General features: G+C 57.8%; 19 protein-coding genes. 6 read left to right on the top strand and 13 right to left on the bottom strand.

Features of this window, described 5'->3' with window-relative positions; all coding sequences use genetic code 11:
- Nucleotides 1-180 precede the first annotated feature (180 nt).
- Entirely contained in the window at nt 181-1,236 is a 1,056-nt protein-coding gene (locus ACR0JW_RS21215) for a helix-turn-helix domain-containing protein (RefSeq protein WP_170682414.1), read from the top strand.
- Between the two features lie 31 nt (nt 1,237-1,267).
- Here ACR0JW_RS21215 and ACR0JW_RS21210 read toward each other — a convergent pair whose 3' ends face one another.
- Together ACR0JW_RS21210 and ACR0JW_RS21205 are read right to left on the bottom strand one after the other, a co-directional pair.
- Complete coding sequence (locus ACR0JW_RS21210) at nt 1,268-3,100, bottom strand: C1 family peptidase (protein ID WP_480714407.1); 1,833 nt, start codon at nt 3,098-3,100, stop codon at nt 1,268-1,270.
- A gap of 320 nt (nt 3,101-3,420) precedes the next feature.
- Nucleotides 3,421-4,446, bottom strand: coding sequence for a metal ABC transporter solute-binding protein, Zn/Mn family (locus tag ACR0JW_RS21205; protein WP_170682416.1), 1,026 nt, complete (start codon nt 4,444-4,446; stop codon nt 3,421-3,423).
- A 57-nt stretch (nt 4,447-4,503) separates the two neighbouring features.
- Here ACR0JW_RS21205 and ACR0JW_RS21200 point away from each other — a divergent pair, with 57 nt between their 5' ends.
- The 4 genes from ACR0JW_RS21200 to ACR0JW_RS21185 all read left to right on the top strand — a co-directional run bounded on the left by ACR0JW_RS21200 (nt 4,504) and on the right by ACR0JW_RS21185 (nt 6,930).
- A complete protein-coding gene (locus ACR0JW_RS21200) occupies nt 4,504-5,016 on the top strand; it encodes a transcriptional repressor (protein WP_170682417.1) in 513 nt (170 codons plus the stop codon).
- The gene (locus ACR0JW_RS21195) at nt 5,013-5,747 is read left to right on the top strand and encodes a metal ABC transporter ATP-binding protein (RefSeq protein WP_170682418.1); all 735 of its coding nucleotides are present in this window, start codon (nt 5,013-5,015) and stop codon (nt 5,745-5,747) included. Before ACR0JW_RS21200 ends, ACR0JW_RS21195 begins: the two co-directional genes overlap by 4 nt.
- Nucleotides 5,747-6,541: a metal ABC transporter permease gene (locus ACR0JW_RS21190; protein WP_170613936.1), complete on the top strand. Its 795-nt coding sequence runs from the start codon at nt 5,747-5,749 to the stop codon at nt 6,539-6,541. The genes ACR0JW_RS21195 and ACR0JW_RS21190 overlap by 1 nt, the downstream gene beginning before the upstream one ends.
- A gap of 149 nt (nt 6,542-6,690) precedes the next feature.
- Nucleotides 6,691-6,930 carry a hypothetical protein gene (locus tag ACR0JW_RS21185; protein ID WP_170682419.1) on the top strand — a complete coding sequence of 80 codons (240 nt, stop codon included), beginning with the start codon at nt 6,691-6,693 and terminating at the stop codon, nt 6,928-6,930.
- A 109-nt stretch (nt 6,931-7,039) separates the two neighbouring features.
- Here ACR0JW_RS21185 and ACR0JW_RS21180 read toward each other — a convergent pair whose 3' ends face one another.
- Nucleotides 7,040-7,921 (bottom strand): class I SAM-dependent methyltransferase, encoded by an 882-nt coding sequence (locus ACR0JW_RS21180; RefSeq protein WP_480714406.1) that lies wholly within the window; start codon nt 7,919-7,921, stop codon nt 7,040-7,042.
- A gap of 166 nt (nt 7,922-8,087) precedes the next feature.
- Between ACR0JW_RS21180 and ACR0JW_RS21175 the strand changes: the two genes are divergently transcribed.
- Nucleotides 8,088-8,261: a hypothetical protein gene (locus ACR0JW_RS21175; RefSeq protein ID WP_170682420.1), complete on the top strand. Its 174-nt coding sequence runs from the start codon at nt 8,088-8,090 to the stop codon at nt 8,259-8,261.
- A gap of 29 nt (nt 8,262-8,290) precedes the next feature.
- Here the strand turns inward: ACR0JW_RS21175 and mtnA are convergent, their stop codons facing one another.
- From mtnA to ACR0JW_RS21125, 10 genes are all read right to left on the bottom strand, one after another.
- Nucleotides 8,291-9,394, bottom strand: a complete 1,104-nt coding sequence (gene mtnA, locus ACR0JW_RS21170; protein WP_170682421.1) for an S-methyl-5-thioribose-1-phosphate isomerase — start codon at nt 9,392-9,394, stop codon at nt 8,291-8,293.
- Nucleotides 9,395-9,538: 144 nt separating this feature from the next.
- A complete protein-coding gene (locus tag ACR0JW_RS21165) occupies nt 9,539-10,525 on the bottom strand; it encodes a methylenetetrahydrofolate reductase (RefSeq protein WP_170682422.1) in 987 nt (328 codons plus the stop codon).
- Nucleotides 10,522-11,022, bottom strand: a complete 501-nt coding sequence (locus tag ACR0JW_RS21160; RefSeq protein ID WP_480492313.1) for a methylenetetrahydrofolate reductase C-terminal domain-containing protein — start codon at nt 11,020-11,022, stop codon at nt 10,522-10,524. Before ACR0JW_RS21160 ends, ACR0JW_RS21165 begins: the two co-directional genes overlap by 4 nt.
- Nucleotides 11,023-11,291: 269 nt before the next feature.
- Nucleotides 11,292-11,801, bottom strand: a complete 510-nt coding sequence (locus tag ACR0JW_RS21155; protein WP_480714405.1) for a hypothetical protein — start codon at nt 11,799-11,801, stop codon at nt 11,292-11,294.
- The gene (locus ACR0JW_RS21150; protein WP_170825360.1) at nt 11,794-14,592 is read right to left on the bottom strand and encodes a 2Fe-2S iron-sulfur cluster-binding protein; all 2,799 of its coding nucleotides are present in this window, start codon (nt 14,590-14,592) and stop codon (nt 11,794-11,796) included. Before ACR0JW_RS21150 ends, ACR0JW_RS21155 begins: the two co-directional genes overlap by 8 nt.
- Nucleotides 14,589-14,855, bottom strand: coding sequence for a sarcosine oxidase subunit delta (locus tag ACR0JW_RS21145; protein ID WP_170613930.1), 267 nt, complete (start codon nt 14,853-14,855; stop codon nt 14,589-14,591). The genes ACR0JW_RS21150 and ACR0JW_RS21145 overlap by 4 nt, the downstream gene beginning before the upstream one ends.
- Before the next feature lie 9 nt (nt 14,856-14,864).
- Nucleotides 14,865-16,115 (bottom strand): sarcosine oxidase subunit beta family protein, encoded by a 1,251-nt coding sequence (locus tag ACR0JW_RS21140; RefSeq protein ID WP_170613929.1) that lies wholly within the window; start codon nt 16,113-16,115, stop codon nt 14,865-14,867.
- Nucleotides 16,112-16,786 carry a TetR/AcrR family transcriptional regulator gene (locus ACR0JW_RS21135; protein WP_170613928.1) on the bottom strand — a complete coding sequence of 225 codons (675 nt, stop codon included), beginning with the start codon at nt 16,784-16,786 and terminating at the stop codon, nt 16,112-16,114. The genes ACR0JW_RS21140 and ACR0JW_RS21135 overlap by 4 nt, the downstream gene beginning before the upstream one ends.
- The gene (locus tag ACR0JW_RS21130; RefSeq protein WP_480714404.1) at nt 16,787-18,337 is read right to left on the bottom strand and encodes a trimethylamine methyltransferase family protein; all 1,551 of its coding nucleotides are present in this window, start codon (nt 18,335-18,337) and stop codon (nt 16,787-16,789) included.
- Between the two features lie 4 nt (nt 18,338-18,341).
- A complete protein-coding gene (locus ACR0JW_RS21125) occupies nt 18,342-20,744 on the bottom strand; it encodes a GcvT family protein (protein ID WP_170825361.1) in 2,403 nt (800 codons plus the stop codon).
- Nucleotides 20,745-20,876 lie beyond the last annotated feature (132 nt).

Here is a 20,876-nt window from a genome sequence, read left to right as displayed (position 1 = left end):
GTCGACAACGCATACGGCGACAGAAACCTCATCTGCACATGCCCTCCAATGTCAGAATACGAAGAAGCCGCTGAGTGAAAGATAAAACCCCTCGCCGGAAACATCCGGCGGGGGCACCATTCAGCCACCTCCGCAGCCACACTCCGGTGCACAAATTGAAAGCAGGTCACTGTTATTGAGATGAAGCACTATATCCCCAAAAACGCCAGCAGCGAGCTGGCTGAACCGGCCGCGTTCAAGGCTCTGAAGGTTCATGAAGTTGACGTTTTCGTAAAGGAAACGGGTTCACTGCCATCCACCGATATGATCGTCGAATTCTACGACGCATTGAACGATCTGATCGAGGGGCACTCCTATAAGGTAAACATCCGGCGTGTCGCCGTTGAAAGCGCGGGGACACCCTTGTACTGGGCCGGACGGACCGCGGTTTTCTGGGGGGATATTCACAAAAACTGGAAACTCTCCTCGCGCGAGCGCAACTGGACCTCGCAGGTGTTTAGCCTGGCACCAAGAACAATTCTGGTTGGCGGCGCCGTTCTGCTGCTGGCGCAGATGGGACGGGCCGACAAGACAGACGCCGCTGTCCATTCAAACTTTGTCGCCGCAGCGCAGGAAAACGGGTTGCGGCAATGCGGAACCGATACGCATCTTGCTTCGACCGGTCGCATGCACAGTGCTTCGACCCGGCTCAGTTCTCTGCGGCTGATGTCGGAATTCGTGTCGCTTGATCACGGGGCCTACATTGCGGAATCCCTGCGCGACTATATCGGTCTGACGGAGTCGGGACCACAATACCAAAGCCAACTGGCCATCCGGCTTATACAACGGTCGGGCGCAGACCCACTGGTCAGGCAGGCCGTGGACACTATGCTGACCCACATTGAAGAGCCGCTGAAAATCCCTGACATCTCGACCGTTCTGGGTACGTCGACCCGGCAGCTTCAGCGAAGGTTTCTGAGCAAAACAGGAACAAAGCTGCTGTGCACTTACAGGGCGCTGAGGCTGGAGCGTGCAAACAGCCTGCTGCGCAATACGGACATGTCATTGCGAGAAATATCTGCCGCGACCGGGTTTTCGTCGATCACGTCCCTGGGTCGGTCCTTTCGGACAATGTACAACAACACTCCGGAAAAGGTGCGGGAACAGCGGTTCTCCGGATGCCTGCCTGGACCGGTGAAACAACACAGTTCAGGGGCTACCGCATTGGCCCAGTTTCCGTCCTCGGTCGCTTACTGAACTGATGTCTGCGTTCTAGCCAGAGCGCATGTCAGTAACCGACAAGATCGCTGGGCTGGAACCCGTTCGCCGGTGACGGTTTTTTTCCAAGGATATTTTTGAGAATATCGTTCATGGTCTTGCGATCATTGTCGAATCCGCCATGGGTGTGACTGTCCGTTATAGATGATGCACGCCCGGCAAAGTGCACTTTGTAGCCCTTCTTCCCGGGAACCTTTTTGCCAAACTTGTCCATGCCCAGGATCGGCATTTCCTTTTGGTCTTCAAATGCATTGGACACGAAATACAGCAGGGATTTCCGATAGGGCCCGACACTGTCATCCTGTTCGCGCTGATCGATCAGGTTATACTGCCAAAGGTTTGTGACACCGCTGGCTACTCCGGCTTTGCGTATTCTGGGGTGATAGCTTTTCTTGAACAGATCAACGGTGCAGGCCGGAGCCATCAGGGAACATGATTCAACCGGGGTGTTGAGCGGGTTCATTTTGTCCATGGCATCCAGCATATGCGCAAGAAGTATCGAGCCCGCGCTGTGACCCACAAAATGGATCTGAAGGGGTTCGGACCGCTGCGCGTTGCCCTTTAGAAGTGCCTTGACAGCTTTACGCCCGCCGCCCCCGGCCCTAAAGCTTTCCCGGGCGTCCCATTTCATGTCGCGCCATACAGCTGTTCCCGGTTTCCGGGCAAAGGATTCCAGGGCGGTATCGAAGAAATCCGACAGGCCGCCGACCCGAGCCTCGGCCCTACTGCGCGACGAAAAGACGACATCTGTGAGCGATTCAAAAAAACCGGTCTCCCACATGAAATGGATGGGGTAAATTCCGTTGCGCTTGAACACTTCCTTCATTTTCCGGACGCGATTGGCCGAGGCGTTGGCGTTGTTCAGGCCACCATGCGCGTAGAACAGCAGATGTTCGTACCCACGCTCAGCCGTTGCGGCTTCGTCGGACAGAAAGTCCGCAGTCTCCTGTATGGTCGTCATCGGTGTCGGGTATTTCCCGGTTTCCCTAAGCTGACCGTCATCGAGATGGATGATGTGTCCGATGATGTCTTCGTGCCGGGGCGCGCGGACTTCCTGTGAACCGAACAGGGTTCGAGATTGCGGTGATGGATTGCTGATTGTCAGGTCAAAGGCGTCCGGCGTCGGAACCGCCAGGCGCAACACCCAGGCATCCATAATGGTGGCGGACCAGTCTTCATACTTCCACAGGGCAATTCCCGGACGGCCATCGAAGCCGCCCCAGTCCTCGCCCCATGAATTCTGGATCAGGAACCCGCGTTCATTATAGCCGACGATGATGAAGGCGTGTCCGCCCTCGCTGAAATATGAGGGTTCGATTTCGCCATCCGCCGGATTTCGCCATCCCCGGTGAATCCGCGCGGACACGTAGATGACGCCAACCTCATTCAAAGCGGCGTGGTAGTCGATAATTTCTGGGCGCATGCGATAATATGCGCCCAGTCCAAGGTTGCGGGCCTCTTTGGCGTGCTCAACAGTCAGATGCCAGCCGGAGTCACCATCCTGGTACGGTGCGGTTTCGTCGCTGCAGACGCCGTTGTGGTAGAACCCTTTCAAGGCCGCACGGATGCTGGACCCTTCGTAGTCTTCCCCGGGCCATTCATCGTTGATTTTGGCCATCTCGTACAGCATGCGTGCACTGGCCATCGGGACCTGTGCGGACGGATCGATCCGTGCGTGGCGCTGCCGGTTCATCAGGGTGATCGCACTGGACAGGGCAAACCCGGTACAAGCCCCTTCCCGTCCCTGATCCCGTATGGGGCTTAGATCGGGATGCGGCGGATCCATCGTCAGGCGAAGCTGTCGCAATGTTGGCTTATATGCTCTGTCCCGCAGGTCAGTCATGTCCCTGTGAGCGTTCAGCACCCGGTTACCAAGCCGCGGGGCCGCAACAAGCGCTTTTGGCAAGCTGGACTTTCCGCCAGACTTTGACTTCCGCGATTTTGTGGGACGTTTGCTCATGACTTTTCCTCTCAACAAACAAATGAATGCCGGGACAGCGGTAAATACTCGTTATCAATGAGAGAAGTGTAGCCGAGGAGTTGCTGCGCGAAAAGCGTTGCGCTGAAAATCGGCGAATTCAAATGAATCCTCCGGTCAACCGAATGGTTACCTTGCGAGGTTTCGGCCTGCACTCCGATTTCAGGGGAATGCAGGCCGGATGGTCAAAGGCAATCCGAGAGGGTAGTTGCAAGATTACGAAGAAGTTGAGGATAAAACGATGGACCCGGTTCGATATTTGCGCCGATCGGGTCGCTGACGCCGGTATTGGCCTCGGTCCCGTCCAGAACCGTCTGGACCAGTCTGGGGTCGAACTGAGGTTCGGTCAGCACACAGTCGATGCCCTCCGCATGAATGCGGCCCTGAATCTCGGCGATCCGTGCCGGGCTGGGATCGGAGGCATCAGAAAGCGAAATTGCCCCGGCGGCCGGAATATCGAAGGCAACTTCGAAATATTGGTAGGCATCATGGAAGACAATGAACTCTTTCCCGCGCGCCGGTTCCAATATCTCGTTGATCTCGGTTTTCAGGGCTTCGATTTCTTCCCGTGCCGCCGCAGCGTTCGAGAAATAGGCACTTGCATTGTCCGGATCAGAGGCTGAGAGCTTCCCGGCGATCAGGTTCAGCCAGATTGCCGCGTTCTCGGGTGACAACCAGACATGAGTGTCGTGTGACCCATGATCGTGTTCAGCATGTTCGTCGTGATCGTGGTCGTCATGATCTTTTTCTTCGGCATGATCGTCATCATGTTCATCATGGTTTTCATGATCATTGTGGTCATCGTGATCGTGATTGTCCGAGTCGGCATGTGCTTCATGGTCATGCGCCTCGAACAACGCGCTCTCGCGAAGCTCCAGTTCGACCGTGCCCTCAGCCTCCATCAGGGATGTCACATCTGCGTTTTCCGAAAGCGTTTCGATTGCCCCTTCCAACCAGGGTGTCAGGTCTTCTCCGACCCAAAACACCAAGTCCGCGTCTTGCAGTGCAGCGGCGTCCGAAGGGCGCAGGGAGTATTCGTGCGGCGAAGCTCCGGGTTGAACAATCAGAACCGGGCTGCCGACACCATCCATTACCCGCGCGACCAGTGAATGCACGGGCGCGATATCAACTGCGACATTCGGTGTATCAGCCCACGCCACACTTCCAAACAAGGTTGCGCTGATGGACAGGGAAAGAAGCTTTCTGGACATGGGGTTCCCTATGTGATTTTATAACATTAATCGCTCAATTATACGATATGTAATAACATGACAAGTGACTTGCAGAACCGCGAGGAAGCCGTCAGCGTCGGGTTCGAACAGCATGACCATTCGGCCTGCGTTACCGACGCGATTGCGTCGGCAGATGCGCGTTGTGAGAAAGAGAACCTTCGCTTTACACCCGTTCGACGCAAGGTGTTGCAAGTGCTGCTGGAAGACCACAAGGCGCTTGGCGCCTATGCGATCCTTGAAAGGCTGCGCGAGGCAGGTTTCGGATCTCAACCACCGGTCGCGTATCGTGCGTTGGATTTTCTGGTTGAGCATGGATTCGTTCACAAAATCGAACGACTGAACGCGTTCGTTGCCTGCGCCCATCCCGGCGAAGCGCACGCCCCTGCCTTCATGATCTGCCGAAACTGCGAAATAGTCGCCGAGGCACAATCCACCCCCGAAAAAGGGGCGTTGGGAGAAGCTGCCAAGACATCCGGATTCCGGATCGAACGAACTATCATCGAAGTAGAAGGCCTGTGCCCGACCTGCGTTGGGAAAGCAAGTTCATGAGTCTGGCAACCATTGAAGGCCTCAGCATCCGCTACGGCGCAAAAACCGTGCTGCGCGATGTGAACCTGTCGATAAATCCGGGTGAGATCGTCACGATAGTCGGGCCAAACGGATCTGGAAAGACAAGCCTGCTGCGGTCCCTGATCGGGGCGACGCGTGCTTCGACTGGCCGTGTACGGCTGAAACCCGGGCTGAGGCTGGGTTATGTGCCGCAGCGGCTGCATATCGACCCTACGCTTCCGATCACGGTGGAACGGTTCATGCGTCTTCCGGGCGCGGTTGATCGATCGGCCTGCAGACAAGCGCTGAAACGTGCGGGCGTTCCCGATCTTTCGGGGCAGCAAATGTCACAACTGTCCGGTGGGCAGTTCCAGCGCGTCCTGCTGGCGCGGGCTTTGCTGAATCAGCCCGAGTTGCTGTTGCTGGACGAGGCGACTCAGGGGCTCGATCAACCGGGTTCTGCAGCGTTTTATCAACAGATCGAAGCCACCCGTGCCGAGACCGGATGCGCCGTACTGATGATCAGCCACGATCTACACGTGGTCATGAGCGCCTCGGACCGTGTCATATGCCTGAACGGCCACGTCTGTTGCGAAGGTACGCCTGCAACGGTGGCAACCGCGCCGGAATACCGGGCCCTGTTCGGTTCGGGGACAGGTGGTGCACTGGCACTGTATCGCCATGACCACGACCATGGTCATGATCACGCTTCGAAGGAGGCTGCCGAGTAATGCTGGATGATTTTTTGACGCGCGCCACGCTGGCCGGGGTTGGTGTAGCGTGCGCAGCGGCACCTTTGGGTTCTTTTGTGGTCTGGCGGCGCATGGCCTATTTCGGCGATGCAACCGCCCATGCCGCAATTCTGGGGGTTGCCTTGTCCCTTTCTTTTCAGGTGTCGATCTTTGCAGGCGCGACTGCCGTTGCGCTTCTACTGGCGCTGACTGTGACGTTCCTGTCCGGGCGCGGATACACGATGGACACCTTGTTGGGGGTACTGGCCCATTCCGCACTTGCCTTCGGTCTGGTCGCAGTTTCGTTTCTGTCAGGGGTGCGAATAGACCTGATGGCCTATCTGTTTGGCGATATTCTGGCCGTATCACGCGGTGATCTGGCTGTGATCTGGGGCGGTGCGGCGCTGGTTGTTCTGTTGATTTCGTGGCGCTGGTCGGCATTGCTGACGGCGACCCTCAACACCGATCTGGCTTATGCAAGCGGTATTGACCCAAGACGAGAGCAGTTGTTTCTCACGCTGGCGCTGGCTGTCACGGTTGCAGTTGCCATCAAGGTTGTTGGCGTGTTGCTTATCGGCGCAATGCTGATCATCCCTTCGGCAGCAGCCCGGCCTCTGGCCCGTACGCCTGAAAGCATGGCGGTGATAGCTGCCGTGATCGGCACCTTATCGGTTATTGGGGGGCTACGCGCTGCCCTGGAATTCGATACGCCTGCCGGGCCAACAATCGTTTGTGTGGCTGCCTTGCTCTTCGCGGCAACAAGCGTGACGAACATGGTGAACAGGGCAAACTAGCCTCGGTTCATACACTGTCAAAACGTCATGTGGGTGGCAGGATATGAACGGAAAGTAGGCTTTCCGGGCATATATCAGCGCATAACCCGACGTCCTCCGGGAATTTCGTTGCCCAAATTTTGCCGCATTGTTAGAAATGTGCAAAAGGGGTGCAAAGCCCGGAGGCGAAAATCGAGCAGAAAGTCAAAAAATCGCGGCGCTTGGTGCCGGAATCCCTGGTAGGGAAACGTGAGGGCCTGTTTTTTCTTTGGGCAGAGCTTGAGCGGGCACGTATCCGGGCGGCAAGGGCGCAGGAAGCCGCCCCTCACCAGGCCAAAGCGAATGGCATCAGCACAGGCAAAGCTCAGGCGTTTCATCCGTTCCACGTGGATGAATTTATCTTTTTTTGATACCAGGCTGGTGCCAGTATGCGAAGTTCGATCCGCGCGTCATCTGGCTGCGATTGTTGCGTTTTGGCGCAATCTTTGCGACGCAATTGACGCGCGAAAAGCCGATTGTTTACTTCGAAATCCAGAACGCGCCGCCGAAGCCGCCGCCGGGTACAAGATCTTCGTTCAGAATTTCCGAGGCAAGCCCGCTATCAGCCAGGTGATGTACCGGAAACTGGATAGTGCCGCCGTCCAGACCGCCAAACAGGAATGCCATCAGCAGGTATTGCTCGTTATAGCACCGTTCTTTCCAAAAATGTGGGTAATCCAGCGGCAAGAAAATGTCGTGGATACCGTACAGCACTCCGCTTTGTAGGTTGGGCAGAATTTCTGTGAAGAAAACAGTTACATCCGAGCCCTGAAAGCTGCGGTGGCTGTTGTCGACAAACAAAATATCGTCGCCCTTGAGCGTCGCAAAGCGTTCAATATCGACGTCTTCACAGCGTTCCCGGATGACCTCGTCGCAGATCTCGTCGATATTCGCGCGGGGGTATGGGTCGACCGAAATGATGCGGGTCCGAAGGTTGTGGTCCTTGATGGCCTTGCGTGCAAATTTGGTCGAGTTCCCCGAACCGACTTCCATATAGATTTCAGGGTTGCGCGCCTTCAGGAAATAATAGAGCGAAGCGCCATCGAGGCTTTCGAACCAGTCATTTTTCCAGAACGGGTCCACGTCATCCGGCGATCCGTCGGCGGGAATCGCACTGTAGAAGGGTGCCAGTTCATTCATCGCCTGCAAGTGCGCCTTTTGAACTTCCTGATCCTTGTTCAGAATCGACAACAGTTTTTTGCCAGCGGCTGTGGTTTTAAGGTCTCGGGTTTCAAGGCCATACGAATAGTCAAAGTGGAGTTGGCCGTTTGCAAGCTGAACGGCAGAGGTTGATTCCGGCAGAATCTCGGGCATACCGACGGGTTGGCCACTGCCGCCCAGACGGACTTCGATGGCGTTCAATCTTTCCGATAGGAATTCCTGATACTTCTCAATCGAACGGGTCCTGTTAAGAACCTCTCGAATAGATTTAATATCCTTTGAGATTTGCTTTAGTTTATTCAAGGTGTTCACCGTTGTTTCGCTTAGAATTTGAACCCAAATCGAACAAATCAAATTCAAACATCGAATGTCAGTGTTCGTCTTTGTTACTTTGCCCATCTGCGGTGTTTCTGACAATAGCGCCGAACATGGATACGCCTTCGCTCAGGCCGATCGTGGGCTGTCGCGTCTCGGGCTGGTGCAGATACTCACCAGCGGCGAACGGAACGCAAGAGCAAAGATTGCCGCAACCGCATTTTGAGGGATTTCTGCCAGATACGTGCTGCTACATCAGGCTGCGCCGCGCTGCATCTCGGGGAACCCCGCTGCCAGACTTTCCTCTGAAGCTTCGAATACGCCACGTTCGGTGATCAGCCCCGTGACAAGCCGCGCGGGTGTGACGTCGAACGCAAAATCCATGCCTTCTGTTCCGTCAGGCGTCACTTGCACCGAAGAAATCTCGTTCGCATCGTCCCTGCCCCAGATATGCGTAACTTCGCGCGGATCGCGTTTCTCGATCGGGATTTCGCGAACGCCGTCACTGACCGTCCAGTCAATGGTCGGCGACGGCAGAGCCACATAGAAAGGCACATTGTTGTCATGGGCGGCCAACGCCTTGAGATAGGTTCCGATTTTGTTGCAGACATCGCCGCGGCGGGTGGTCCGGTCGGTGCCGACAATGACCATGTCGACCTGCCCGTTCTGCATCAGGTGCCCGCCTGCGTTGTCGACAATATAGGTGTGCGGCACGCCGTGATTGCCCAGTTCCCATGATGTCAGCGCACCCTGGTTGCGCGGCCGGGTTTCATCGGCCCACACATGGATGGGAATACCCGCATCATGGGCGTGATACATCGGGCTGGTGGCGGTGCCCCAATCGACCGTCGCCAACCAGCCGGCGTTGCAATGGGTCAGCAGGCGGACCGGTTCGCCTTCGGGCTTCTTCGCTGCAATGTCGCGGATCAGTTCAAGTCCGTGGACACCGATCATCCGATTGATCTCGACATCTTCGTCCGCAATGTCATGGGCCAGTTGCAATGCCGCTGCCGCCCTGTCAGACGGGGCCAGCTGACGCATAGCCGTGCGGCACCGGTCCAACGCCCACCGAAGGTTGATCGCGGTCGGTCGTGTGGCGTTCAGCGTTTCCCAGGCCTGATCCATTGCCGCATCCGACGGGTCCAGCCGCATTTGCAGAGCCATGCCGTAGGCGGCGGTCGCTCCGATCAAAGGCGCGCCACGCACGCTCATTTCCACGATTGCGGTGCAAAAGGCATCCATCGTGTCGACAGGCCGGATCACCAGCTTGTGCGGCAGCCATCGCTGATCAATGATCTCCAGCACATCCTTTTCTGTGTTGAACCAGAGCGAGCGGTAATGCTTGCCGTCAATTTTCATGATGCAGACCTTCCCTTGAATTAGACCGCCAAAGGCGCACACAGCCAGCGCCGCTGTCTTTCGGTTTTGTTGTTCAATGCTCCAATGATATTCAAATTCTTTGCCACAATCCAAGTTTGCTGCGCTTGGACGCGCGCGCCCGTGTCATCGGTTGGTCCTGCGGCGGGCGTGCAGAACTCCGGCTTCGCGGATGATATCGGCAACCATATGTTCGCGTCGATAAGCCATGACATGCGCCCCCGCGACGCCCCTGATCTGCTGTACCTGCTGAAGCAGTTCAATGCAGATCCTTTTGCCTTCCTCGCTGGGATTGTCCGCTTTTTCAAGCCGTTCGATGACCGCGTCCGGGATATGAATCCCGGGCACGTTGTTGCGCATCCAGCGGGCCGCTCGGGCCGATGCCAGCGGGCCGACCCCCGCCAGAATGAACACTTTCTTGTCCAATCCTTCGTCCCGGACACGAGACATGAAAGATTCGAACAACGGCATGTCGAAAATATAGTTGGTCTGGATGAAATCCGCCCCGGCAGTGATCTTTTTGGCCAATCGGTTTGGACGCCATTCATACGGGGGAATACATGGGTTCTCGGCTGCGCCCAGAAACATCTGCGGCGGCGCGGTTATTTTGCGCCCCGACAAAAAGGTTCCGTTGTCCCGCATCGAGCGGATGGTGCGCAGCAACGTCAGAGAATCAAAGTCAAAAACCGGTTTCGCGCCGGGCTGATCCCCTGCACCGACCCCGTCGCCCGTCAGGCAGAGGACGTTGCTGACACCAAGCGCGGCGGCGCCCAGCACATCGCCCTGAATTGCGATGCGGTTACGATCACGGCAGGAGATCTGATAGACGGGCGAGTACCCGGCCCGTGTCAGCAACGCGGATATGCCGATCGAGGACATGTGACAGTTGGCACCCGAAGCATCCGTTGCGTTGATAGCGTCGGCAACCTCGCTGAGCGGCTGGGCGGCATCGTAGACATCGGACGGATCGGCGCTGTCAGGAGGGTTCAATTCGGCCGTGACGGCAAACCGGCCAGACCGCAGGACTTTTTCCAGACGACTGTGTGAGACAAATTCTTCCGGAAGTGCGGAACGGGATGAATGAGTGTCCAGCGCTTCGATATGACCCGTCATTTCTTACCGCTCCCGATATTTTCAGGTTCCTGCGCCAAAGGTGCGGCAACCGGCTCCATCGACCGGGCCTCGGGGAAGGACTGCGCCAGGGCTTGTTTGGCCAGGTCACGTTGATCCCGCGCACGCATCGCTTTTTCCCGGCTGACACGCAGCCACGAAGACGTCCCCTGCAAGGTGTGCTCGACCGGAGGCAAAACCTCATTGATCTGTGCCGCACCGCTGCTCATCCGGCTCGCCCCGCTCCAGGCCAATGCCCAGACGCATTTCATGTCCGGTTTCACTTCGCAGTATTCGCCGGGCCGAACCCCGCCGCAGGGGCCGTTGCGTAACTGTTTCGGGCAATTCATGGGGCACGACATACCGGTCGATGACAAAACGCATTGACCGCACATGCGGCAATCAAACAGCAGCGATTTCACACCCCGTTCAACCAGCGCAACAGGTTTTTCCACCCGGTGATATCCGATCCGGTCGAACAGCGGGTCAAGCGCAACCATCGCCCTTTCCACGTACTTGTAAATTTTTTCAAATGTACCCGAATGCCGGACCGAAAATAGACGAAGGCGATACATGTTCCTGGCCCTCCTGCGGAAGCTGGCGGGCCAGATAGCGGAATGCCCACCGAGCCCGATAAACCCCTCTGACTTAACGGTTCCTGCTTGGGGAAGCCAAGTCAAGCCAAACGTGGGTTTTTGCCCCACTCGCTGATCAACCGAACGACCATTCATCTGCCCGAAACGGGCCTTCGCTCGCGACACAGATACTGTCAGAAAGCATTGGCCGCTTTGGTAAGAAACTCACACAATGCGTGGTCGTGTGCATTTGCGATATGCAGGCGAAACCGGGTTTCCGATTGAACGCGGTAGAGAATGACCTCGAACCCGAAAAATCGACGGACCGCGCTTTTGGATGGCTGATCAAGCCGGATTTCGGTTCCGCGCTGTAGCAACTCCATCGCCCCCGGCCCACTCAGGTCAAAAACCGAATAGGCGTGCGAAACGTCAGAAACAGCCATGTTCTGTTCTTCGTGCCAGCCTTCCTGTCGGTCTGCTCCGTTGATCTCAAGCAATCTGTCGCGACGCAGGGCGATGGTGTAGACGTCATCTGCCACGACATCAGGCCAGCCGGTGCACGGGGGCACCGACCGCGAGGCAAGGTCGGGGCCGGACATCAGGGTCTGGCGTTCGAGATGCACTCGGGACATAGCGGTTAACCCCAAATCAATCTCTTGCCTGTATAACCCGGCGGGGGCCCATTTGTTCCGGTCGTCACGCATTCAGACGCTCCCCTTCCGGGTCGTAGAAGCAAGGCGCGCACAACGTCGCCTTGCGTCGCTGGCCATCGTGCCAGATGTCGATCATTTCGCCTGTTCGTTCTGCACCGCTTTCCATCAACCCCAATGCAATCGGCGCGCCGACACTTGGACTGTCATAGCTTGATGTCACATAACCCAGCGAGCGGGGTGGTGTGTCACCGGTCACCATATGCGCGCCGGTCGGAATGGCCGGTTCGCCCGCCGGAACTGTCAGGCCGACCAGTGTCTTGCGGTCCAAACGGTTGGCCGTGGCGGTGTGAAGGCTGCGGTCCCCGACAAATGGGGTTTTCTTCTTTTCCCGGGGCATGGAATAACCCAGATCGTGCGGCATGGTCTCTCCATCCGTGTCCTTGCCGATCATGATATAGCCTTTTTCGGCTCGCAGGACCGAGATTGCCTCGATGCCGACAGGGGCGGCGCCGAAAGGCGCAGCCGCCTTAACTGCGGCCTGCCACAGGCTGCGCCCAGACGATGCAGGGACCGAGATTTCATAGCTGAGGTCGCCGGTAAAACTGACACGTGATACCCGAACAGAGGCATCATTGAAGCTCCCTTCGCGAAAGTTCATGTGCGGGAACCCCTGAGCGGACAGATCAATGCCCAGATCGAGAACCGTCAGGATTTCCCGGGCTTTGGGCCCGGTGACCGTAACCGTGACATATTGATGGGTCAGGTCGTGCACAAAAATACGATCGGGGTCGTTGCCATCCTGACGCCAGGATTCCAGGTGCATGCGCACGCTGTCCACGTGGCTGGACGAGCAGGAAATCACAAACCGGTTCTGATCCAACCGCGAGATCACCCCGTCATCATAAACGATGCCGCCTTCGGTCAGCATGAATCCGTAGCGGATTGCACCGGGTTTGAGTGTTTTGATGGTGTTATAAAAGATGAAATTCACAAAGGCTTCGGCATCCGGGCCCATTACCTCGATCTTGCCTAAGGGAGAGCCATCGAGAATGCCCGCGCTCTCGCGAGTGCGCACTGCCTCGGCCCGGATCAACTGTTCCGGCGTTCCGTTGCCGTACCATCCCGGGCGTAGCCACCCGCCATATTCACAAAGCGCCGCGTCAAGCGCGCGGTGCTGCGGTTCCAGCGGCAAGCGTTTCAGCGGATTGCAAAGTTCCTTGGTTCGCGCCCCATGGTAGGTCTCTATCGGGACCGGCACAAAGGGGGGACGGAAGGTTGTGGTGCCAACCTCGGGGATTGGCCGGTCCTGAATGGCTGCCATGGCCGCAAGCCCGGCCATGTTTGATGTCTTGCCCTGATCCGACGCCATCCCAAGTGTCGTGTAGCGTTTCAGATGCTCGACCGAGACAAAGTTTTCGCGGGCGGCAAGTTCCACGTCTTTGAGCGTGACATCATGCTGAAAATCGATCCACTGGCGCCCTTTCGAGCCGGGTGTTGGCCACAACGGGTTAAGGATAATAGTGGTGTCCGGACGTGTTGTAGTTTCGCCCCGACCGGCCGCACTTGCCTCATCCAGCGCTGCGTTCAGATCGTAGGTGCCGTTGGCCGCGCCGATTGCGACCATCCCGCCAGGTGCGGCACCAGGCAGGAAGGTCTGCCGCGTGGCGCACCAATCCAGTTTACCCCCAGCGTGCCGCCACAGATGCACCAGCGGCGTCAACCCGCCTGAGCTCAGCACGGTATCGACCGGATAGGTTCTGTCACCTGCAAAGATTGATTTCAGAGACTTGCCGCCAGAAACTTTGACCGGTCCCGTCGAAGGGTCGATTTGGACGACCCGCGCCCCGGTGTCCTTGAGCTTGGCAATGATCGGATCGGCCAATGAGTGATTGCTGAGAACCGCAACCTCCCGCCCGGCCAGAACACCATACCGCGCAAGATACTCGGCCGCGCCCATCAGCGACACCACGCCCGGCCGGTCATTGTTGGCAAACGTTATCGGCCGGTCCAAAGCCCCGCTGGCCAGAATGACGCGCCCTGCCCTCATCCGCCATAGGCGCGGAGCGGTGCCGAAAGGGCCGTTTTCAACCAGCCCAACCAAACCGTGGTCATAGACCCCAAAAGCTGTGGTCGATGTCAGGATGCGCCCGCCTGCCAACTCGATGGCCATTCTTTGCGATGTAACCCATTCTACCGGCGCCCCGGATTCAATCGCCTCGAACTGATAGGCGCTGCCGCCGGTTTCCGGATGATCATCGACCAGAACGACGTCCTGCCCGGCCTCTGCGGCAGTGCGGGCAGCGACCAGCCCTGCCGGGCCCGCGCCCACAACCAGCGTGTCGCAATGCGCATGAGTTTTGTCCGAGGAATAGCCGTCGAAAACGTCCGTCGACACTGCGCCCAATCCGGCCATTTTCCGGATCGATGGTTCAAACAGATGCCAGTCGGGCCAGATGAAGGTTTTGTAATAAAACCCGGCAGACAACCAACGGTGAAAGAAATCAAGGCCGCCCTTGATATCGAACTGTGCAGTGGGCCAGGCATTGACCGCGCGGACCTGCATCCCCTCCTCAAGATGCGTGGTTGTGGCCAGGCAATTGGGCAGTTCGCGGCCGTTCAAGGTGACTGTCATGATCGCGTTGGGCTCATCCACCCAGGCACTCCAGACACCGCGCGGACGATGGTACTTGAAACTGCGCCCCATCACACGCGCGCCGCTGGCCATCAGCGCCGAAGCCACAGTGTCGCCAGCAAATCCCTGATAGGGTTTGCCATCGAATGTGAAATTCAGCGGCCGGGTCCGATCAATCAGCCCGCCCGAAGTAGTGCGAAATGACGTCATGGCGCGACCTTTCTGAGAGGGGTCGAGCCAAGGACATCCATCGTCACACTGTCACGCTCCAACAGGAACACTTCGGCGCAGGTTGTGTGCATCCAGATTTCCCGGACCACTCCCTTATCGTTGCGGTGCATGTGCAGATAGCCTGCCCATTCCGCATCGGAAACCGCGCCGCTGGTATCCGGGCGGGTTTTTCCCGCCTCGGCTGCAAAGTGAAATTCGCGCTCGTCCCGGGGACCGCAAAAGGGACAGGGAAATATCTGCAATTCAACCTCCTAGTGCGGAATGCCAGAGGCCGCGCTTTCATCCACAAGCGCGCCTGTTGCGAAACGGCTGATGTCAAAGGGGCGGCTGATCTCGTGATGGCCGCCCGTGGCCATCAGATGTGCCAGCAGATACCCGCCCGCCGGGATCGCCTTGAAGCCACCGGTACCCCAGCCGCAATTGAGATAGATGCCATCCACACCCGACGGCCCGATTATCGGAGAACTGTCGGGCGTCACGTCGACGATCCCGGCCCAATGGCGCAGAAGCTTCACCTTGGCCAAGGCCGGCATCATCTCGGCCAGCCCGCCCAAAACGACTTCCTGCATCGGCAGGTTGCCGCGTTGACCGTAGGACGGCACTCGGTCCAGTCCGCCGCCGACCACCAGCCCGCCCTTGTCGGATTGGCTGACATAAGTTCCCAGTGCCGGGCATAACACGACGGTATCCAGAACCGGTTTCAACGGCTCGGACACAAACGCCTGCAGCGCATAGGAATGGATGGGCAATTTGTACCCGGCAATTTGCCCCAGAACAGACGAATGTCCGGCCACGGAAGCGCCAATCACGCCCGCGCGCACTTCACCCAATGACGTCTGCACACCGACGCAACGCCCGGCCTCCATCACAAAGCCTTGCACTTCGCAGTTCTGAATGATGTCTACGCCCAATTGGTCGGCCGCGCGCGCATATCCCCAGGCAACCGCGTCGTGCCGACCGGTTCCGCCACGCGGCTGATTGACACCACCATGAATCGGATAACGCGCATCGTCCCGGAAGTTCAGAACAGGAACCCGCTTGCGGATCTCTTCCCGGCTCAGCAGCTCGGCATCTATGCCATTCAGACGCATGGCGTTGTACTGCCGCGCGGCCATTTCCATGTCATGCTCGGAATGAGCGGTCACAAGCATACCGCGTTGCGAGAACATGACGTTGTAGTTCAGCTCTTTGGACAGGCGTTCGTACAACCGGACCGAAAAATCATAAAGCGCGGCGCTTTCAGGATAAAAGTAGTTGGAGCGGATCGCGGTGGTGTTTCGCCCGGTATTGCCGCCGCCAAGCCAGCCTTTTTCAAGTACGGCGACATTGGTCATCCCGTGGTTTTTGGCAAGGTAGTAGGCGGTTGCCAACCCGTGCCCGCCACCGCCGATGATCACCGCATCATAGGCTGGTTTCAGCGTGGCAGACCGCCAGGCTTTGGCCCAGCCTTTCTGACCGCGCAAACCTTCGCGAAAAACCTGAAATGCCGAATACCGCGTCATTCTTTCTTATCCATTGCCAGTGAATAGGCCACGAAACTCTGAATCAACTCAGCTGAAGGTTCCTTTCCGGTAAAACCCTTCAGGAACCCTTCGATCCGGCTGACCCGCACCTCCATGGTTTCGCGCATTTCTGCCGCGTGATATCCGATCTGCATGAAATACAGGATGCGGGCCCGCGCATCTGCGTCGCCTGCGTCGTAGCCGTGGCGCGCGTACATTTCGGTTATGGCGTCCAGTCGGGTTTTATCGGCGGCGTCGATCAGAGCATTGACCTGATCGTCCCGGCGCGCCCATTCCCGCACCGCAAAATCCAGCCCCTGATCGAACAGATCCGAGGTCACAAAGCAGCGGAAGAAATTGCAAACCGCAGCACAGATATCTGGCGCGGGTTTTGCGCAGTGGGTTACGATCGTTTGCGTGTTCCGCGCCTCCCACTCCTCCAGAAGCTTTGCCAGAAGATCGGCCCTGTCCTCGAAGTACCAGTAAAAGCTGGACCGCGAGACCCCAAGCCGACGGGCCAGAGACAGTATCTTCAGCTCGGCAACACCTTCGTGAACCAGAACGTCGCGCGACAGGTTCAGCCAGTCTTCACGCGTGACCTTGATGTTTCCGACCAGCGGGTCCTTTTCCGGGTCATCCCGGTTCAAAATGGGTTGGGCACGCTTGTTCATTCAACTCTCCGGCGGTGCACCGCCTTCCGCCGTGCGCTTTGCGATGAACTGTTTCAGGTTTTCGACCCGTGCACCATCCAAATCGGGTCTTTTGTCTGCAGCAAGAATATCTTTCCAGACCTTGGTCGCCCGCACCGAGGCGTCAACTGAGCCGCGTTCGCTCCAAGTCCCGAAATTGGCATAGTCGTGCACAATCGGTTCATAGAATTCGGTGTTGTAACGCTCCATTGTCTGCGGCGCGGCAAAGAAGTGTCCACAGGGTTCTACCTGCGACAGTGCCGAATCCAGTCCGATTTCATCGGCCCCCGCCGCGCGCCCGGCGCAAAGTTCGGCCACCATGTTCAGAACCTCGGCGTCGGTGATGAGTTTTTCGTAGGAAACACTAAGCCCACCTTCGAGCCATCCTGCGGAATGAATGATCACCGTTGCCCCGGCCATCAGGCATCCCCACAGGCCAAACTGGTTTTCGTTTGCCGCCTGCACGTCGTTCAGATTGGACGCTGAACCGGCAGCCGAACGCCAGGGCAAACCTATGAAACGCGCCAGCTGCCCGGCCGCGAGCGAGGCGTGAAAATGCGCAGGTGTCCCAAAGGCGGGCGCCCCGGATTTCATGTCGACATTGGACGTGAACGTGCCGTAGCAGACCGGCGCACCCGGACGGGCCAGCTGGGTCAGCGTGATCGCCGCCAGCGCCTCGGCATGGCTGAGCGTAATCGCCCCGGCCACCGTGATCGGAGCCATCGCACCCATCAGCGTGAAGGGCGTGACAATCGAAAGTTGCCCGTGTCGGGCAAAATCGATCAGGCCCTGCGCCATCGGGATGTCGAGTGTACGGGGACTATTGGTGTTAATAATCGTGTATGCATGTGGCGTGGCAAGGAATTCATCGTCCGACAGACCCCGAAAGTTCCTCAGCATCTCAAAATTGTCCATTGCCTGCGGTGTGCCACGGGAAAACAGGAACGGAAACTTGTCTGACAGCGTCAGTTGAACTTCGGTCGTGAAATAGTGCCGCAGATGGGTCGGCACATCCTGAGGTTCGACCGAAGGTGACAGCATCTGAAACACATCGAAGTGGTGGTTGATCTGCGTGTATTCCTTGTAGTCCCGCGCTGATCCCGCGCGCCGCCCCCGTTCGAGGTCGGTCGCGTTGGGTGCCCCTGCCCCGGCCTGAAATACAAGGCTGCCAAGCTCCAGTGTCACATCCCGATGTCGCGCCCCCGCGCGGCAGGTGATGGACTTTGGCGCCGTTGCCAGCGCCGCGTCGACCATGTCGCGTCCGATATACACCATTTCGGTGTCCTCATCGACGCGAGCACCGCCCTCTGCGAAAATAGCCCGTGCCTCGGGCAGCAGAACTTTCACGCCCAGCTCTTCCAGCAATCGCAAGGCAGTTGCGTGCATGTTTGCAATCTCATCTGCCGAAAACACGTCCATCGCCGGAAACGGGTTTTTGAGCTGGCGGTAGTTCACATCGCGCGCCGGGGCCTTATCAGCCTTACCTCCGCGTCCCCTGCGCCTGCCACCCCGGCCGTTGCTTTCTGGGCTCATCGCATCACCCTCTCATCGCCAGACCTTGGGGATCATAGGGCGATGCGGCGATCACACGCGCCGTTTTTTCAACGCCCACCACATGGATCTGCAACTTGGTCCCTTCCTCGGCACATTCCCGATCCACCATGGCCATTGCCAGCGATTTCCGTACTGTGTGCCCGTATCCACCCGATGTGACAAAGCCCACGCGCCTGCCATCTTTCCAAACAGGTTCATAACCGCTGGCATCCGCATCCTGACTGTCGATCTCAACCGTGACGATGACCTGATCCGGTGTGGCCGTGCGTTCCGCTTCGGCCGCGGACTTTCCGATGAACGATTTGGACCAGTCGATCCAGCGATCCATTCCCGTTTGCGCGGGCGTGTACGCCTGCGTAAACTCGGCCGACCAGACGCCAAAACTCTTTTCCAGCCGCAGTGACAGCAACGCGTTGAAACCAACTTCACGTATGCCCAGATCCGCTCCGGCCTTCAGAAGGGTTTTTCGCAGAGCGATGTGTTCAGCCGCTCGACAGTGGATTTCGTATCCCAGCTCTCCCGCTACTGAAAGCCGGCCGACTTTGGCGCGGATCAGTCCGATATCGAACGTACCGCACCCCATAAACCGAAGGTCGTTGATAGGGCCATCCGTCAGTTTTTCCAGAACCTTGCGGCTGTTTGGCCCCGACAGGCTGAACCCAACAATATCATCGGCAATGTCGCGGATCGTGACACCATCGGTCAGGTAGGTATTGAACCAGCGCATGTGCCATTCGCGCAGGTAGTAGCTGCCCATGATCCACCATGTGCCGTCGCCCCAGTTGAAGACTGTCAAATCACCTTTCAGCTTGCCTTCGGGGGACAGCATTGGGGCCAGTCTTGCCCGTCCGGGTCCAGGCAACTTGCTGGCCATCAGATTGTCCAGCCAGGCTTCTGCATTGGGACCAGAGATTTCGAAACGCGAGAATCCGGAGATGTCCAGCAGCCCGACGGTTTCTCGAACGGCTTTACACTCCTCGGCCACGAGATCGAATGCGTTGGATCGTTTAAGGGTTGGTGTTTCTGCAAAACCCTTGTCGGGGGCGAAGTACAGCGGAACCTCAAGTCCCCAACTGGCGCCCCACTGGCAGCCCGCTTCGGTCATGTCCGAATAGGCAGGCGCCATTTTCAGCGGCCGGCCGGCCGGCAATTGCTCGTTCGGATAGGTCATCACAAACCGCCGGGTGTAAAACTGACCGGTGGTTTCCTTGATGTATTGTCTGTTCTCGGCAAATGGCCCGTAGCGCGCGACATCCATGCCAAAGACATCCGCCTCGGGCTCGCCATGGATCATCCATTCCGCCAGCGACTTCCCGACGCCGCCGCCTTGCAGAAAACCTGCCATCACCGCGCAGGCACACCAGTAGCCGGGCTTGCCGCGTACCGGACCGACCAGGGGGTTGCCGTCCGGTGAAAAGGTAAAGGCGCCGTTCACCCATGTTTTGACGCCCACATGCTGAAGATCCGGGAAACGCTCAAAACCCAGCGTCAGTTCTTTTTCAATCCGATCCGGGTCCTCCTGCTGCAACTCGAATCCGTATTCCCAGGGCGCGCCGTCCATCATCCAGTGTTCGTGATCGATCTCGTAAATGCCCAGCAGGATGCCGTTCTGATCCTGCCGCATGTAAGTAAAGCCCTCGAGATCCACGACCAACGGCAGTTCTCGTTCCAGCTTCTCGACGGCCGGGATCGTGTCGGAGATCAGGTAATGATGGTTCAGCGGCGAGACCGGCAGTTCGATACCGGCCATGCGACCCACCTGCTTGGCCCACAGGCCCGCGGCGTTGACAACATGTTCGGCGTGGATCGTCCCCTTTTCGGTCACAACCTCCCATCCGCCCTGGGCCTGGTTCAATTCCAGAACTCGGTTGTGTTCTATGACTTCTGCACCGTGCTTCCTGGCCGCGCCCGCATAGGCATGGACCGTGCCGGTGGTGTCGATATATCCTTCGCGCTCGGCCCACATGCCGCCCAGAATCCCGTGATCGGACATGATCGGGCACAGTTCTTTGGCCTCTTTGGGCGACACGAGACGCACGTCGTCGATGCCGATGGCCTGAAATGTCCGATACGCCGATTGCAACCATTCCCATCGGTCGGGTGTTCCCGCCAGGGTGAGGCCACCAGTCATGTGCATCCCGACGGATTGTCCGGATTCCTTTTCGATTTCGGACAGCAGGTCGATCGTATAGGCCTGCAATGCAGCGATATTAGGGTCCGCATTCAGGGCGTGAAAGCCGCCTGCGGCGTGCCAGCTTGAGCCCGCGGTCAAAATGTTCCGCTCGATCAGACAGACATCTTTCCAGCCGAATTTGGCCAGATGGTACAAAACAGACGCGCCGACAACGCCGCCACCAATAACGACCGCACGATAGTGTGACTTCATCGGTCCATTTCCTTCCCTGAGTGCTTTTGATCCGGACAGGCACAGTACTGTTCATAACTGTCCATTAGAGAACAGCATCAATAGACAGCTCTGTCCAGTGTTTTCTGCAAGGTACCCTTCGGGCACAAGCCC

Source organism: Ruegeria sp. BG6, assembly GCF_056538465.1.
This window is presented reverse-complemented; position numbering and strand designations above follow the sequence as displayed.

Bases quoted from the DNA above. Each gene is read 5' to 3' on its own strand.
- ACR0JW_RS21200 (WP_170682417.1), top strand. From the start codon at position 4,504: ATGACAAGTGACTTGCAGAACCGCGAGGAAGCCGTCAGCGTCGGGTTC.
- ACR0JW_RS21195 (WP_170682418.1), top strand. From the start codon at position 5,013: ATGAGTCTGGCAACCATTGAAGGCCTCAGCATCCGCTACGGCGCAAAA.
- mtnA (WP_170682421.1), bottom strand. From the start codon at position 9,394: ATGAAAATTGACGGCAAGCATTACCGCTCGCTCTGGTTCAACACAGAA.
- ACR0JW_RS21130 (WP_480714404.1), bottom strand. From the start codon at position 18,337: ATGAGCCCAGAAAGCAACGGCCGGGGTGGCAGGCGCAGGGGACGCGGA.
- ACR0JW_RS21210 (WP_480714407.1), bottom strand. From the start codon at position 3,100: ATGACTGACCTGCGGGACAGAGCATATAAGCCAACATTGCGACAGCTT.
- ACR0JW_RS21205 (WP_170682416.1), bottom strand. From the start codon at position 4,446: ATGTCCAGAAAGCTTCTTTCCCTGTCCATCAGCGCAACCTTGTTTGGA.
- ACR0JW_RS21165 (WP_170682422.1), bottom strand. From the start codon at position 10,525: ATGACGGGTCATATCGAAGCGCTGGACACTCATTCATCCCGTTCCGCA.
- ACR0JW_RS21175 (WP_170682420.1), top strand. From the start codon at position 8,088: ATGTCAGTGTTCGTCTTTGTTACTTTGCCCATCTGCGGTGTTTCTGAC.
- ACR0JW_RS21190 (WP_170613936.1), top strand. From the start codon at position 5,747: ATGCTGGATGATTTTTTGACGCGCGCCACGCTGGCCGGGGTTGGTGTA.
- ACR0JW_RS21135 (WP_170613928.1), bottom strand. From the start codon at position 16,786: ATGAACAAGCGTGCCCAACCCATTTTGAACCGGGATGACCCGGAAAAG.
- ACR0JW_RS21160 (WP_480492313.1), bottom strand. From the start codon at position 11,022: ATGGTTGCGCTTGACCCGCTGTTCGACCGGATCGGATATCACCGGGTG.
- ACR0JW_RS21155 (WP_480714405.1), bottom strand. From the start codon at position 11,801: ATGCGTGACGACCGGAACAAATGGGCCCCCGCCGGGTTATACAGGCAA.
- ACR0JW_RS21215 (WP_170682414.1), top strand. From the start codon at position 181: ATGAAGCACTATATCCCCAAAAACGCCAGCAGCGAGCTGGCTGAACCG.
- ACR0JW_RS21140 (WP_170613929.1), bottom strand. From the start codon at position 16,115: ATGACGCGGTATTCGGCATTTCAGGTTTTTCGCGAAGGTTTGCGCGGT.
- ACR0JW_RS21150 (WP_170825360.1), bottom strand. From the start codon at position 14,592: ATGACGTCATTTCGCACTACTTCGGGCGGGCTGATTGATCGGACCCGG.
- ACR0JW_RS21125 (WP_170825361.1), bottom strand. From the start codon at position 20,744: ATGAAGTCACACTATCGTGCGGTCGTTATTGGTGGCGGCGTTGTCGGC.